Source organism: Rossellomorea aquimaris, assembly GCF_000935355.1.
Taxonomy (GTDB): Bacteria; Bacillota; Bacilli; order Bacillales; family Bacillaceae_B; genus Rossellomorea; species Rossellomorea aquimaris_B.
This window is the reverse complement of record NZ_JXZC01000015.1, coordinates 41,921-56,347: the sequence shown is the minus strand read 5'-3', so window position 1 is coordinate 56,347 and position 14,427 is coordinate 41,921. Positions and strand designations below refer to the sequence as shown.

Annotated in this window: 15 protein-coding genes; 11 read left to right on the top strand and 4 right to left on the bottom strand. The window is 43.9% G+C overall.

The annotated features are described in order from the left end of the window. Positions 1-282 precede the first annotated feature (282 nt). Complete coding sequence (locus tag TV75_RS20260) at positions 283-1,092, bottom strand: RsfA family transcriptional regulator (RefSeq protein ID WP_044340597.1); 810 nt, start codon at positions 1,090-1,092, stop codon at positions 283-285. A 246-nt stretch (positions 1,093-1,338) separates the two neighbouring features. On the opposite strand from TV75_RS20260, the gene TV75_RS20255 reads away from it, so the two are divergent. The 3 genes from TV75_RS20255 to TV75_RS20245 all read left to right on the top strand — a co-directional run bounded on the left by TV75_RS20255 (position 1,339) and on the right by TV75_RS20245 (position 3,702). Beyond that, a complete protein-coding gene (locus tag TV75_RS20255; protein WP_044340592.1) occupies positions 1,339-1,563 on the top strand; it encodes a DUF1450 domain-containing protein in 225 nt (74 codons plus the stop codon). Positions 1,564-1,832: 269 nt separating this feature from the next. Further along, positions 1,833-3,134, top strand: a complete 1,302-nt coding sequence (locus tag TV75_RS20250; protein ID WP_044340591.1) for an HD domain-containing protein — start codon at positions 1,833-1,835, stop codon at positions 3,132-3,134. A 58-nt stretch (positions 3,135-3,192) separates the two neighbouring features. Then, positions 3,193-3,702: a YwgA family protein gene (locus tag TV75_RS20245; RefSeq protein WP_044340590.1), complete on the top strand. Its 510-nt coding sequence runs from the start codon at positions 3,193-3,195 to the stop codon at positions 3,700-3,702. Between the two features lie 103 nt (positions 3,703-3,805). On the opposite strand, the gene TV75_RS20240 is transcribed toward TV75_RS20245, so the two are convergent. Continuing rightward, positions 3,806-3,991, bottom strand: a complete 186-nt coding sequence (locus tag TV75_RS20240; RefSeq protein WP_034765056.1) for a 2-hydroxymuconate tautomerase — start codon at positions 3,989-3,991, stop codon at positions 3,806-3,808. A gap of 292 nt (positions 3,992-4,283) precedes the next feature. On the opposite strand from TV75_RS20240, the gene TV75_RS20235 reads away from it, so the two are divergent. Further along, positions 4,284-4,889: a site-2 protease family protein gene (locus tag TV75_RS20235; RefSeq protein ID WP_044340596.1), complete on the top strand. Its 606-nt coding sequence runs from the start codon at positions 4,284-4,286 to the stop codon at positions 4,887-4,889. 29 nt (positions 4,890-4,918) lie between these two features. After that, a complete protein-coding gene (locus TV75_RS20230) occupies positions 4,919-5,422 on the top strand; it encodes a YwhD family protein (protein WP_044340589.1) in 504 nt (167 codons plus the stop codon). A 226-nt stretch (positions 5,423-5,648) separates the two neighbouring features. Here TV75_RS20230 and TV75_RS22005 read toward each other — a convergent pair whose 3' ends face one another. Both TV75_RS22005 and TV75_RS20225 read right to left on the bottom strand, forming a co-directional pair. Beyond that, on the bottom strand, positions 5,649-5,807 hold the full coding sequence (locus tag TV75_RS22005) for a hypothetical protein (RefSeq protein ID WP_156142555.1): 159 nt from the start codon (positions 5,805-5,807) through the stop codon (positions 5,649-5,651). A gap of 300 nt (positions 5,808-6,107) precedes the next feature. Then, positions 6,108-8,174: a transglycosylase domain-containing protein gene (locus TV75_RS20225; protein ID WP_044340588.1), complete on the bottom strand. Its 2,067-nt coding sequence runs from the start codon at positions 8,172-8,174 to the stop codon at positions 6,108-6,110. Between the two features lie 436 nt (positions 8,175-8,610). Here TV75_RS20225 and speE point away from each other — a divergent pair, with 436 nt between their 5' ends. The 6 genes from speE to TV75_RS20195 all read left to right on the top strand — a co-directional run bounded on the left by speE (position 8,611) and on the right by TV75_RS20195 (position 14,340). After that, complete coding sequence (speE, locus tag TV75_RS20220) at positions 8,611-9,441, top strand: spermidine synthase (protein ID WP_044340587.1); 831 nt, start codon at positions 8,611-8,613, stop codon at positions 9,439-9,441. 118 nt (positions 9,442-9,559) lie between these two features. Further along, on the top strand, positions 9,560-10,432 hold the full coding sequence (speB, locus tag TV75_RS20215) for an agmatinase (RefSeq protein WP_044340586.1): 873 nt from the start codon (positions 9,560-9,562) through the stop codon (positions 10,430-10,432). A 133-nt stretch (positions 10,433-10,565) separates the two neighbouring features. Further along, positions 10,566-11,606: an SDR family oxidoreductase gene (locus TV75_RS20210; RefSeq protein ID WP_044340585.1), complete on the top strand. Its 1,041-nt coding sequence runs from the start codon at positions 10,566-10,568 to the stop codon at positions 11,604-11,606. 337 nt (positions 11,607-11,943) lie between these two features. Continuing rightward, on the top strand, positions 11,944-12,381 hold the full coding sequence (locus TV75_RS20205) for a DUF1934 domain-containing protein (protein WP_044340584.1): 438 nt from the start codon (positions 11,944-11,946) through the stop codon (positions 12,379-12,381). Positions 12,382-12,385: 4 nt separating this feature from the next. Beyond that, complete coding sequence (argS, locus tag TV75_RS20200; RefSeq protein ID WP_044340583.1) at positions 12,386-14,056, top strand: arginine--tRNA ligase; 1,671 nt, start codon at positions 12,386-12,388, stop codon at positions 14,054-14,056. A gap of 104 nt (positions 14,057-14,160) precedes the next feature. Further along, entirely contained in the window at positions 14,161-14,340 is a 180-nt protein-coding gene (locus TV75_RS20195; RefSeq protein WP_044340595.1) for a XapX domain-containing protein, read from the top strand. Positions 14,341-14,427 lie beyond the last annotated feature (87 nt).

Below are 14,427 nucleotides of genomic sequence, written 5' to 3'. Positions count from 1 at the left end.
ACACAATATTAAGGACTTGACTCTACTCTACCTATTCGATGCCCACTAGCGGGTCCTGACAGCTGAAAAAGGGCTTATGGTCACTGTTTTTAACCAAATTAGACATAGAATGATCGGTTTTTCATTCTTTCAGTTTGGCAGAAAGGCATTATTCATAATTTTACAATCCAATCGCCTTTCCTCAATCAAAAACCCAATGCAAACTCATCTCACCCCCATCAAGGACCCACCACATCAACCAAAAAACCAGCACACCAAAAGGCGTACTGGTTGAGAACTATATTATTCAGCTACTTTCTCTAAGTTACCGTTGCGATCCATCTTAAAACGGGGTGCCTTTGACTCGTCTTCATCGAATACGACAAGCTTTCTGGCCCGGTTCATGATCTGCATCAATGTTTCGTAGTCTTCCTGCATGGTGACGGAATTGTTTTCAAGGGCTTTGACTTTCTTTTCGAGCTCGCTGTTTTCTTTTCTGAGTTCGGCGATTTCATGCTTTAATCTCTGATTCTCTATTTTCACATAGTCGGAGTTCATGTTGGTCTGAGCCAGGTTTTGAAGGAAGGCAATGACTTTTTCGAGTGTCACTTCACCTTTTAGTCCTGAAGGCTTTACCACATGGTTAGCGGCAGGCGCCTGCTGTGGAACGTAGGCTTGTTCTTCACTTGCTTCCACTTCAAAGTTCGGAGCTTCTTCAGGTTTCCCCAGTTGTTCCGTTTCCGGTACATAATTCTCGTACTCAGCGAATTCCATTTCTTCCTCAGCTTCAGACATTGATAGAGACATAGCGTCTAAATCTTCGAATGAAGGGGTAGGTGGTTGATATAAAAGCTTCTTCTTGCCGCCCTGGTCTTTACCAAGGATTCGGTGGCGCTGCTTGCGTTGTTTTTTTGCTAGTTGAAGAGCTTTCTCGTATTGGTGACGCACCACTGCGTTCCAGCGGAATCCGCATGCGGCAGAAGTGCGGTTCAGTTTGTCTCCCACTTCTTCAAAGGCGTTTAATTGTGTGCTGCCTTCCCGCACATGACGTAAGACCGTTTCTGCTAATAATAGATCATTCTCTTCCGTCCAAGCGTCCTGTCTTGTTTTCATCATCATTTCATCTCAACTCCCAAAGTTTACTTAAATGATTCGTTGGTTAAAGGATGGACAGTTTTATAGGTTTTTATACGAATATGTTAAATTTATTTTTTGTCTGCTAGTTTCGTTGTATAAGTGACGATTCCCACAAGCTGGAAACGATGTTCCCTTGCAAAATATTGCAGAAAACTGTATTCTATAAATCGATGTTTACGACGAATGAAATCCATTTCAATAGATAGAAAGGGTTGTTGACAGATGGCAAACGAATTCCGTGTTTGCGATGATTGTCAGGCCGTTAACCTAAAAACATTAATTCCCAAATTAAAAGAAATTGACCCGGAGGCACCGATCGATATTGCGTGTCAATCCTATTGTGGTCCAGGACGCAAGAAGACATTCGCCTTTGTGAATAATCGTCCTGTAGCGGCGTTGACTGAAGAAGAGCTAATGGAAAAAGTGATCAAGAAAATAAAGAAATAAAGGAAAACTTCCAGTGAGGGAGTTTTTTCTTTTCTATGGATAAAAATAAATAAAGGTTTGCGCCTCTTTAGAAAAGGAAACTAGTTAAGGGGTAGAGAATTATTATGTAGAGGTTTTTGTCAAGCGGCCAACTTTTTTTGAAGGATTTGGAACGCTTGTAGTTGGTCAATCAAAGGCCAAATACCTATTTTTTTCGACAAAATTCGAGATGAATACGAGGAAAAGAGTCGCTATAATAGAAATATGCTAGTTTAGGAAGAGGGTAGAAGATGGAGTATGCCAAGCAGAAATTACATGAAGAAAAAGTATTTAAAGACCCTGTTCATCGGTATGTTCATGTAAGGGATCGTGTGATTTGGGATTTGATTGGAACGAAAGAGTTTCAACGACTTCGCAGGATCAGGCAGCTGGGGACCACCTACTTAACCTTTCATGGTGCGGAACACAGCAGGTTCAATCATTCTCTGGGTGTGTATGAAATTATCCGCCGGATCGTCGATGATGTATTCGCCGGCAGGCCCGAGTGGAATCAGGATGAGCGATTATTGTCCCTTTGCGCTGCGTTATTACATGATCTAGGGCATGGGCCGTTTTCTCATTCCTTTGAAAAAGTGTTTCACCTGGATCACGAGCATTTCACTCAAGCCATCATTTTAGGAGATACAGAGGTGAATGCGGTTCTCAGAAAAGTGGGACCGGATTTTCCGAAGCATGTAGCGGAAGTGATTGCGAAGACGTATGAGAACAAACTGGTTGTCAGCCTGATTTCAAGTCAGATTGATGCAGACCGCATGGATTATTTGCAGCGTGACGCTTATTTTACCGGAGTCAGCTACGGACATTTCGATATGGAGAGGATTCTTCGCGTCATGAGACCCCGTGAAGACCAAGTGGTGATCAAACAAAGCGGAATGCATGCAGTGGAAGACTATATTATGAGCCGTTATCAGATGTACTGGCAGGTTTATTTCCATCCGGTCACCCGGAGTGCTGAAGTGATTTTAACGAAGATTCTACATAGAGCGAAGGAGCTTCATGAAGAGTTTTATTCCTTTAAGCTAGACCCGGTCCATTTTTACTCCCTGTTTGAAGAAGAGGTTTCCCTCCAGGATTATTTAAAGCTGGATGAAGCGGTCATCATGTATTATTTCCAAATTTGGCAGGAAGAAGAGGATCCGATTTTACGGGACTTATGCGAGCGGTTCATGAACCGTAATTTATTTAAGTACGTGGAATTCGATCCGGCTAAGGAATATAAGAAGCATAGTGAGCTTGAAGTCCTGTTTAAAAAAGCGGGGATCGACCCTGATTATTACTTAGTGGTGGACTCATCTTCAGACCTTCCATACGATTTCTACAGACCTGGCGAGGAAGAAGAACGGCTTCCGATTCATCTGTTGATGAGGAATGATGAGCTGCGTGAATTATCCAGGCAGTCGGATATCGTCGATTCTATTTCCGGAAAACGCCGGACCGACCATAAATTATATTATCCAGTGGATTTACTATATGACGAATCAACGAAGAAAAATATTAAGAGACAAATACGTACGATCCTGGAACTAACATAAACGACGCGACACAATGAGGATCTACAAACGCAATACTAGGAGTAGGAGATGACGTACATTGTTGAAAGATCATGCAAAATTAATGAGTGCCTTCTTAGCCTCAGGTGAAGTGGTGGGAAGAAAAAAGCTTCAGAAGATGATCTTCATCGCGAAGAAGCTTGAATTCCCGTTTCAGGAAAAATTTCAGTTCCATTTTTATGGACCGTATTCAGAAGAGCTTACGCTTCGGGTTGAAGAGCTCTGCAATATGGGATTCATCTCCGAGGTGAAGGAAAAAAAGGGCGGCTATTATCAATACCGGTACACCGTCACCAAAGAAGGAGAAGACTTCCTGCAAATATATGAAAAAGAAATGCCTTGCTTAGAAGATTGCCTGACGGATATGAACGTTCAATCAGCACGCTTCCTTGAACTTGTTTCGACAGTCTTATATTTTGATAACCTTCCAAAAGAAGAAGTCGTGGAGAAAGTATTCACACTTAAGAGCAAGCAGAAATATACAACAGAAGAGATTGATGAGGCCTTCGCATACATCGAAGGATTAAAAATGAAAAAAATCGTTCAATAGTGGACGTTTTAATATGAATGGTGGGGATCACTCTTTTGGGGTGATCCCCTTTTGGCAGGAGAAAAATAAAAGCAGGATCGGGTATCAAGCCGCCTCCGCTTTTCTATTGGTCACTTAAACGCTTTCCACCAACTGCATAGTGACCTTTCGTCATTTCTTCAATGAAGACAACGATTTTTTCTTCAGGTGCTCCGGTTGTTTCGCTTACGGCTTCGGTTACTTTTTCAACTAGGGCGCGTTTTTGTTCTTCTGAACGGCCTTCTAGCATTTTTACTGTGATATAAGGCATTATGATTCGCTCCTTGCTTTTTGTTTTGGTACAATCTGTGGTAGGCTTGTTCATTCTCCCTCCCTCCCTATTAAATGTAATGGGTAGGGGATGTGAGAGCAAGTTTGTTATGATGGGAAATAGGAATTTTCTTCGTGTGGTCATGAATGCAGGAATTTTTCTGTATACTATTGAATAAGAAAGTAAACCATTTTTTAAAGGAGTACATACTTTGGATACATTTAGCCAGCTTTTTGAGTCTTTTTCCGTCTTTCGGTTGGAAGAGCTTCCTTTTGTGGTGATTGCCCTGGTCATGGCCTTTACGGTTCATGAGTTTGCCCATGCGTTTGTGGCATACAAATTTGGGGATACGACAGCGAAGGATCAAGGACGACTCACATTAAATCCGATTCAACATCTGGATCCTCTTGGGACCATTTTAATATTAATTGCGGGGTTTGGCTGGGCGCGTCCTGTACCGGTCATGAGATCCCGGTTTAAAAATCCCCGTTTGGCAGGAGCATTAGTTTCAGTGGCAGGTCCCCTGAGTAATTTCTTGCTAGCATTCATCGCATTTGGATTTTTTTATTTTTTTGTAGGAGTAACAGGTGGAGTGGGAGTTCCACCCTTTGTCATCGATCTCCTGCAGATGATTGTGTACCTGAACGTGTTGTTATTTGTATTTAATCTGCTGCCCTTTCCACCGTTGGATGGGTACCGGATCATAGAGGATTTATCACCGAATCATATCAGGGCAAAATTGACTCAGTATGAACAGTATGGAGTCGTTTTATTTCTGATCATTGTGATTACACCTCTTGACGAGTATACGATCTGGCCGTTGTTACAAGGTGGGATGACAGCAACAAACCAGGCTTTCAGTGCGATTTTTACGACTGTTTTTTCAGTCTTTAGCTAGTTATGTCGACTTTGAAGGAGTGAAGATACATGGAAAAGAAAAAGAACATTGGATTTAATATCATCAAAAGTGACCCGACGGATGGCCACGGTGGCTATGGAGTAGGATCATTAAGTCTTGATAATGTCTCCCCTGTGATGATTGACGTCGAAGAAGGGGAAGCGACGATTGAAATCGGAGCGATGCATGCGAGGAGCCCGATCGAAAAAGGGATAAAGTTCACGAATAACCGTGAGGACTCAGCAGGCGGAAAGCCGTATTGGTTAATCTGGGTGACCATTGACCGTATGGAAGACGGCCCGTACTATGCTGGCGTAACGGCTTGTGAGCTGGTCGTGAACCGTGAAAAGAGGAGAGGCTACAAGTCCATGCCGGAGCATGTGAATAATATGGATAAATCGATTAAAAGGAAAATTGTCCTCGATCAACTGGATGACAAATCGAAAGGGATTCTTTCTGACTTCTTGAAAAAACATGATGAGGGTATGTGGGAACGCTCAAAAGATGAATTAAAGGAAGCGTTAAAAGTTTAAACATATAGAAAAAATTTCTTTTGTGAACAAACTATGACATTTTTTTGAATATGTCGTTCACATCTTGCCCTTACGCTAGAAAAAAAGTACACTTAAATCACAGTTTGCACATAAACTAGGACATGAAAAACCACGGGTTCGCACAAGCCCGTGGTTTTTCGTTTTTTTTATAGAGATTTGGCGTGATTTGTAGGCGTGAATTGGATTTGTTGCGGCACTTTTTTGGTTAGTTGCGGCGCATTCGGACGAACTTGGGCACTTTTAGGGTTTGATGGGGCACAATCGAATGAACTTGTGCCACTTTTTGGATTTGTTGTGCCACTTTCCGGCAAACTTGTGCCACTTTCCGGTTTTGTTGTGCCACATTCGAACTTTGTTGCGCCAAATTGTGAACACCGACTTTTCTGCCTGCCCAAGCCGCCTCCGCTTTTCTATTATCCAGCTCCGGCGGCTAGTCCCTCGAGGTCATAAGTCAAGAACGCCAAAAAGGCAAAGAGCGCCTTTCCGGCGTTCTCGCCTTATGCTTGTCGGGCCTGAGCAAGCCGCCTCCGCTTTTCTACATGTCCAGCTCCAGGGGCTTGGGGCTCGAGGTCATAAGCCAAGTAACCCCAAAAGGCAAAAAACGCCTTTCCGGGTTACTCGTCTTATGCTTGTCGCCCCAGAGCAAGCCCCTTCCGCTTTTCTATCAAAAAATCCAATCCTTCACCTTTTCATACCATGGCTTATCTTCTTTTTTGCCAGGGGACTTTTCTTTTGGAGCTTCTTTTTCACCCAGATGTACATGGCAGTACTCGGTAGGTTCGGTTCCTTTTACAAAGTACGTGAAGCGCTGCACGGGACAGTCCTCTGTGGCAAGTAATCCGTTATGGGGATTCACGGCTACGCCGACGACACCCTTCGTTGGTTTGAAGTTTTTGACGGGTTCATCCTTTAGGGCTTCCTCCATGAAGTTCACCCAGATTTTCTTGGCCAAATATTTATCGTCCACAAGGGAGATTTCTTTTTCTTTATCATATCCTGTCCATACTCCTGCTGTAAGCTGAGGTGAGTAGCCGATCATCCAGTTGTCTGTGTTGGTTGTACCCGATTTTCCGGCATAGGGACGGGTGGCGTCTTTCCGGATCTGGATTCCCGTAACCGTTGAGTAATCATTGAGCTTTGGATCGAATATGCCACTCAGCATATGGGTCATGACATATGCGGTATCAGGATTCAAAACTTGTTCTTTTTCTGATTTATGTTCATAAATGACGTTTCCTGACCAGTCTTCCACACGTGTGATGAATACTGGTTTCACCTTATTGCCTCCATTGGCGAAGATATTGTAGGCGTTGACCATATCGATGACTCTTGCCCCTGATGTACCGAGTGCCGAGGAAGGGTACTTCTTTACCTTAGTCGTTAATCCGAACTTCTCTTGGGCTGTTTTCGTTAAGGTATCTTGACCGATGAAAAGATGGGTTTTCACTGCATAAACATTATCTGAAAGAGCGATGGCCTGAGCGAGGGTGATGTCATCACCTGCATATTTGTTGTTGTAATTATGAGGTGTGTATTTCGCTTTGCCGTCATCAAATGTGAATGACGTTAACTCACTTTTCATGGTCGTTGAAGGAGTGAAGCCTTGCTCCAGGGCAGAATAGTAAAGGAGAGGCTTGATCGTTGACCCCGGCTGACGGATGGCCTGCACTGCACGATTAAACGGGCTTTCCTCGTAGCTTCTTCCACCAACAAGCGCTGTAACAAATCCATTCTTGGGATCCATGGACACAAATCCAAGTTGAATATCAGACTCATCAGGGATTTGTTCCTTCACTACTTTTTCTGCTACTTTTTGATGGTCGGATTTGAGGGTTGTGTAAACCTTTAATCCGCCCATTTCGATGGTTCGCTCTTCGATGCCTAAGTCAGAGCGCAGAATACTTTTTACAACATCTTGAAAGTATGGCGCCGTTTCTGCCTTTTGATGTGCGTGCTCGCCTATAATGGTAATCGGTGCGGCTTTGGAGACTGCCTGCTGCTCTTTTGTAATGAAGCCGTCCCCGGTCATCGACTGAAGGATCAGCTCCTGCCGCTTCTTGGCATTCTCCATATTGGCGACGGGTGAATAGTAAGTCGGTGCTTTAGGGATTCCGGCAAGCATTGCAGCTTCGGCAACAGTCAATTGATTGGGATCCTTACCGAAATAGTAAAGACTTGCTGCCTTTACTCCATAAGCGCCATGTCCATAATAGATTGTATTTAAATAGCCTTCTAGAATTTCTTTCTTCGAATAGTTCATCTCGATTCGAATCGTATAGAGGGCTTCTGAAATCTTTCTTTTCCATGTCTTATCATGGGATAAAAATAGATTACGAGCATACTGCTGAGAAATGGTACTGGCTCCTTGCACCTTTGCCATGGCTTTTAGGTCCGCAAGTGCTGCTCCCGCCATACGTTTGATGTCAAAGCCATAGTGCTGATAGAAGCTTTTGTCCTCGATTGAAATGGTAGCTTCGATGAGTGCCGGGGAAATTTCCTTCAGTCCCACCCAATAGCGTTTTTCACCTGTATTGGTTTCCCCTATAACCGATCCATCTTCACTGTAGAGCAAAGTAGATTGGGGCACGGCAAGAGGAGGGGGTCCCTGGATTTTAGCGTACGTTAATATCCCGATCAGCCCTGCCAGAAAGAGGATCATAATCAATAAAGCCCCAACGACTGCCACTCTCGCATACTTTTTAGTTTTCTCCATTCCAGCAATAAGTTCCATACCTCTCCCTGCTTTCTCTACCCGGGGTCCGTCACTTATGAGGGACGGACCTCGGATTTTATATTTATATGTTGGACTTGAATAAACATCCTATATTATGTTTAGTGTGTAGTATCAGTATGAAAAGTTTTACGAGTTTTTAAACGTCAAAGTTTTAGAAAAAATTTCACTTGAAATTTTGCTAGATTCCACTATACTTTTTCTCATGTTTGTATTTATCATGATAGGGAAGGATAAAAATGACGTCTCCTTTGGACGTTTTTACAATATAGGAGTAAAGCCCGTTATTTCAGGCTTTAGCTTGACTGAGTGATCTATTTTGTCCTTAAGATGAACGTGTGAAAACTCAAACTAGTGGTATATGATTTTTCCAGCGCAGGACGGAAACAGCGAAAAAAATCAATAATAATTGAAAACAAGAAGGGAAGTTGAAACAATGAGTGGACTTTGGTACACAGAGAAACAAACAGAAAACTTCGGAATCACGATGAAAATCAAGAAGACTTTACATACAGAGCAAACGGATTTTCAATATCTTGAAATGGCTGAGACAGAAGAGTGGGGGAACATGCTATTCCTTGATGGAATGGTGATGACAAGTCAAAAAGACGAGTTCGTCTATCACGAAATGGTAGCCCACGTTCCTTTATTCACACATCCGAACCCTGAGAAGGTATTGGTTGTCGGTGGCGGAGACGGCGGCGTAATCCGTGAAGTGTTAAAGCACCCAAGCGTGAAGAAAGCGGTTCTTGTTGAAATCGACGGAAAAGTGATCGAGTACTCTAAGAAATATCTTCCGGAGATTGCTGGAGAACTTGAGAATGAGCGCGTTGACGTACAGGTGGACGATGGCTTCATGCATATCGCGAAAAGTGAAAATGAATATGACGTGATCATGGTTGACTCCACTGAGCCGGTCGGACCAGCTGTAAACCTATTCACAAAAGGTTTCTATGCAGGGATCTCGAAAGCACTGAAAGAAGACGGAATCTTTGTCGCTCAGTGTGATAATCCTTGGTTCAAAGCGGATCTTATCCGCCAAGTTCAAAGCGATGTTAAAGAGATATTCCCGATTACACGTCTTTACACGGCAAATATCCCGACATACCCAAGCGGACTATGGGCATTCACCATCGGTTCGAAAAAGCACGATCCAATCGAAGTACCGGAAGATCGTTTCCATGACATCGAATCTAAGTACTACACACCGGAACTTCACAAAGCAGCATTCGCTCTGCCTAAATTCGTTAAAGACTTAACAAAATAAATTTGAGGGACGGACCTAAAAATTTAATAAAAATAATTTAAATTGGGTAGGGACGGGCCTCAGGAGGTGCTTAGCACTTTCTAGAGGTCCGTCCCTCTAAAAAGAGAGGTTGAAGAGTATGCGTTTTGATGAGGCTTATTCAGGTAATGTGTTTATCAAGAGTCACCCTTCGTATGAGGATAGCCAGGTGGTTCTTTATGGTATGCCGATGGATTGGACGGTCAGCTATCGTCCGGGATCCCGTTTTGGTCCGGCCCGTATCCGCGAGGTGTCGATCGGTCTGGAAGAGTATAGTGCGTATCTTGACCGCGAGCTTGAAGAAGTGAAGTTCTTTGATGCCGGAGATATTCCTTTGCCGTTCGGTAACCCGCAGCGAAGCATCGATATGATTGAAGATTATATCGACGGTCTTCTTGGAGACGGAAAAATCCCATTCGGAATGGGTGGGGAGCACTTGGTATCATGGCCGGTCATGAAAGCAGTCGCTAAGAAATACCCGGATCTAGCCATTATTCATATGGACGCTCACACAGATCTTCGTGAAGAGTATGAAGGAGAGCCATTATCCCACTCCACTCCAATCCGCAAAATTGCTGAGCATATCGGACCGAAGAATGTCTATTCGTTCGGAATCCGTTCCGGGATGAAAGAAGAATTCCAATGGGCGAAAGAAAACGGCATGCACATCTCGAAATTTGAAGTGCTTGAACCGTTGAAAGAGATTCTTCCTCAGCTTGCAGGACGTCCGGTCTACGTAACGATCGATATCGACGTATTGGATCCTGCACATGCTCCTGGTACAGGAACCGTAGATTGCGGAGGAATTACGTCTAAAGAATTACTGGCATCGATCCATGCCATCGCTCACTCGGACGTGAATGTGGTAGGTGCAGACCTTGTAGAAGTTGCCCCGATCTACGATCCATCCGAGCAAACAGCCAATACCGCAAGTAAGCTGATTCGTGAAATGCTTCTTGGTTGGGTAAAATAATAAACAGCTTGAAGCCCCTTCTGTTGACAGAAGGGGCTTCAATTTAATACTATATGTTTAAAGTTTTAAACATATAAACCAATAGAGGGACGGACCTCTCGTATAAATACAAAAAAGAAAGAAGGCTGATTTTATGAATCAATCAACCGTACTCGTAACCGGCGGAACAGGTTTTGTAGCTTCATGGCTCGTGAAAGAGCTGCTGGAACAAGGTCACAACGTCAGGACGACCGTCCGCAGCCTGCAAAAAGAAGAAAAATACCAGCATCTGAAAGACATCGAAAGCTCGACTCCCGGTACGTTGACACTCTACGAAGCCGACCTTTTGAAGGAAGGAAGCTTCGATCAAGCCGTCGATGGCTCGGAGTACGTCTTCCATACGGCCTCGCCCTTTCTGATCAACGGAATCAAAGACCCTGAAAAAGAACTCGTGGAACCGGCGAAAAAAGGGACGCAAAATGTGTTAACATCCGTAAATAAATCAAAGTCCGTCAAGCGTGTGGTGTTGACCAGCAGTGTCGTCGCCATCTTCGGGGACCACATCGATATGAAGGGCAAGCCTTACTTCACAGAAGACGATTGGAATACGACGAGTTCCACTGAACATCAGCCTTACAATTATTCCAAGACCCTAGCAGAAAAAGAAGCATGGAAGATGATGAAAGCACAGGACCGGTGGGATCTTGTCACCATCAACCCTTCATTTGTCATGGGGCCTGCCCTGACGAAACGGACTGACTCGACAAGCACGTCTACGATTCTATCGTTTCTGACCGGCGGATTTAAAACAGGGGTACCGGATCTCGCAACTGGAGTCGTGGACGTAAGGGACATCGCGAAGGCACATATGCTCGCAGCGTTCAAACCTGAAGCCAAAGGGCGCTACATCCTTTCAGGCGGGGAAATCACGTTCACCCAAATCGCAAAGCTGATTGAAAAGAACTTTCCCAATGAGTATCCCCTCCCGACCAGGGTCGTTCCGAAGCCTCTCATCTGGCTGATCGCACCAACAGTGGGGCTTACAAGACCATACGTGAGCAAAAACGTCGGGATTCCTGTGAAATTTAATACGGAAAAAAGCATCAAAGAGCTCGGCATGACCTATAGAAGTCTCGAAACTACCTTCACAGATCAGGTGAACCAGATGAAACGGGACGGTCTTATCAAAAAATAGACCATCAGAAAGAACCCCTGCTTCCATGAAGTGAGGGGCTTTTTGCCGACATGATATAAAAAAGTAGAACTCCCCGTAGCATATTTGGCGTGTTTCTTTATTAGGAACATTGTGATCTTTTAAATAAGATGTCTTGCCCTTTATAGAAGAACCAGCATAAGTAAAATAAGCGGAGGATCTCCGGTTACATCCACCCCAAAAAATGAAAACTCACCCTGTTCCATTGCAATTTCCCACAATACTTCTTATACTTAATTAGTTAGAAGGAAGGGACGTCTAAAAGAGGGACGGACCTATCACTTGATCGGACCCTAAAATAGAAAAGGATGTGAGTGGTTTGACGGCAAAAACAGATTACACCCCTGTCAAAGTTCACTTGAAAACCAAAATCACAATAGGTAAGGAAAGTGACTCTTTTGAACTGGTGTCATTTGGTCGATACTATGAAAAAGGGGATGCTATTTTCCTGAAGTACGATGAGGTGCAAGAGGAAGGGACCACTCATACGATTGTTAAAGTTTCAGATCAGCAAGCTCTCATTCTCAGAAGCGGTGCAGTGAAAATGAGAATGGCCTTTAACGAACGGGAGGAACAAAATGGTTCTTACGAAAGCCAGATGGGTACTCTCTTACTTACAACCAACACAAAGAAACTTTCACATACACAAAGTGACTCCAAATTGGAAGGGAATTTCAACCTTTCTTACGAGTTAAAGATGCAAGACAGTCCAGTAGGGGATTATGTTATGTCCATTCACTATAAGGAGGAAGCATAGGGATATGAATATTGTCGAAAAAGTACAAGAAAACCTGAAATCCGAAATCAAAGCAGCAGTTCTGAAGGCGGGTCTCGCAACAGAGGATCAGATTCCTGATGTGATCTTAGAAATACCGAAAGAAAAATCCCATGGTGATTACTCTACCAATATGGCGATGCAGCTTGCACGCGTAGCCAAAAAAGCGCCGCGCATGATTGCAGATGACATTATGGCGAACTTTGACCAGTCAAAAGGATCCATTGAAAAAATGGAGATTGCAGGACCTGGATTCATTAATTTCTACATGAACAATGAATACCTGACCGATTTGATTCCATTGATCCTTGATCAAGACCAGGAATATGGTCAATCAAACGCGGGAAATGGCGAGAGAGTGAACGTGGAGTTTGTATCCGCCAACCCTACAGGTGATCTTCACCTTGGACATGCCCGTGGAGCGGCTGTGGGTGATTCCTTATGTAACGTCCTTGAAAAAGCCGGATATAAGGTAACCCGTGAGTACTACATCAATGATGCAGGAAACCAAATCCATAACCTGGCGATTTCCGTCGAGGCCCGTTATTTCCAAGCCCTTGGACAAGATAAGGCGATGCCGGAAGATGGATATCATGGGGCGGACATCATCGAAATCGGAAAGAAACTGGCTGAAGAATTCGGCTCGAAATATGCGGAAGTAAGCGACGAAGAGCGCTACAAGTTCTTCCGTGAGTACGGACTGAAGATCGAAATGGCCAAACTTCAAAAGGACCTGGAAATGTTCCGTGTGCCATTCAACGTGTGGTACTCTGAAACATCCCTATATGAAAACGGCAAAATTGATGCTGCATTAAAAACACTTAAAGACAATGGTCACGTGTATGAAGAAGATGGCGCAACCTGGTTCCGTTCGACTGAACTTGGCGATGATAAAGACCGTGTTCTCATCAAGAATGATGGAACGTACACGTACTTGACTCCGGATATTTCCTACCACCAGGATAAATTCGAACGCGGACATGATGTGCTGATCAATATTTGGGGTGCTGACCACCACGGATACATCCCACGTATGAAAGCGGCGATTGAAGCACTTGGTTTTGACCGTGAGAAATTAGAAGTAGAAGTGATTCAACTGGTTCACCTGTATAAAAATGGTGAGAAGATGAAGATGAGTAAGCGTACTGGTAAAGCAGTCACTTTACGTGAGCTTGTAGAAGAAGTCGGCCTTGATGCAGTCCGTTATTTCTTTGCCATGAGAAGTGCCGATACGCATATGGACTTTGATTTGGACTTAGCGGTATCCCAGTCCAATGAAAATCCAGTGTATTACGCTCAATATGCCCACGCGCGTATTTGCAGTATTTTGCGTCAAGCAGAAGAGCAGGGACTCGCTTCAGAAGATAAGATCGACTTAAAGCTGATCGGTACGGAAAAAGAAGTGGATTTACTTAAAAAATTAGGTGAATTCCCACAAATGGTTGCCGATGCTGCGGAGAAACGTACACCACATCGTGTGGCGAATTACATTAACGACCTGGCATCCGCTTTCCACAGCTTCTACAATGCCAATAAGGTTCTTGATGAAGAAAACCGTGAACTCACTACAGCTCGTCTGGCCCTTGTGAAAGTGGTCCGAGTAACATTACAAAACGCTCTTGCATTAATCGGAGTTGCCGCTCCGGAAAAAATGTAATGACGATAGATGAAGAAGGTCCGTCCCCCTGGATGGACCTTTTTTCTTATATTTCTCCAGCTTTAACGTATAATATAGGAAGACATATTGTTCAGGAGGATATTATGAAAACCGTTATTTTAGCGATTGTGACCGGTTTCCTGGTTGGATTTATTTTTGCTCTATTCAAGCTTCCCATTCCGGCACCGCCTGCCTTGGCCGGGATTGCAGGGATTATAGGCATTTACCTTGGATTTAAAGCGTTTACAGCGATTCAGCCCTGGATTGAATCTGTCTTCAAATGAAAGTTACATAAGAACCCACTCCAGGAACCGGTAGCTTCCAACTGCCTTGAAAGTTACCGGTTCCCGGAGTGGGCAAAAAAAAAGACG

What these genes read in the sequence shown, in the direction of transcription:
- TV75_RS20235 (WP_044340596.1), top strand. Translation starts at nt 4,284, where the DNA reads ATGGCCTTTACGGTTCATGAGTTTGCCCATGCGTTTGTGGCATACAAA.
- TV75_RS20260 (WP_044340597.1), bottom strand. Translation starts at nt 1,092, where the DNA reads ATGAAAACAAGACAGGACGCTTGGACGGAAGAGAATGATCTATTATTA.
- TV75_RS20240 (WP_034765056.1), bottom strand. Translation starts at nt 3,991, where the DNA reads ATGCCTTATATCACAGTAAAAATGCTAGAAGGCCGTTCAGAAGAACAA.
- TV75_RS20255 (WP_044340592.1), top strand. Translation starts at nt 1,339, where the DNA reads ATGGCAAACGAATTCCGTGTTTGCGATGATTGTCAGGCCGTTAACCTA.
- speE (WP_044340587.1), top strand. Translation starts at nt 8,611, where the DNA reads ATGAGTGGACTTTGGTACACAGAGAAACAAACAGAAAACTTCGGAATC.
- TV75_RS20250 (WP_044340591.1), top strand. Translation starts at nt 1,833, where the DNA reads ATGGAGTATGCCAAGCAGAAATTACATGAAGAAAAAGTATTTAAAGAC.
- TV75_RS20210 (WP_044340585.1), top strand. Translation starts at nt 10,566, where the DNA reads ATGAATCAATCAACCGTACTCGTAACCGGCGGAACAGGTTTTGTAGCT.
- argS (WP_044340583.1), top strand. Translation starts at nt 12,386, where the DNA reads ATGAATATTGTCGAAAAAGTACAAGAAAACCTGAAATCCGAAATCAAA.
- TV75_RS20195 (WP_044340595.1), top strand. Translation starts at nt 14,161, where the DNA reads ATGAAAACCGTTATTTTAGCGATTGTGACCGGTTTCCTGGTTGGATTT.
- TV75_RS20230 (WP_044340589.1), top strand. Translation starts at nt 4,919, where the DNA reads ATGGAAAAGAAAAAGAACATTGGATTTAATATCATCAAAAGTGACCCG.
- TV75_RS20225 (WP_044340588.1), bottom strand. Translation starts at nt 8,174, where the DNA reads ATGGAACTTATTGCTGGAATGGAGAAAACTAAAAAGTATGCGAGAGTG.
- speB (WP_044340586.1), top strand. Translation starts at nt 9,560, where the DNA reads ATGCGTTTTGATGAGGCTTATTCAGGTAATGTGTTTATCAAGAGTCAC.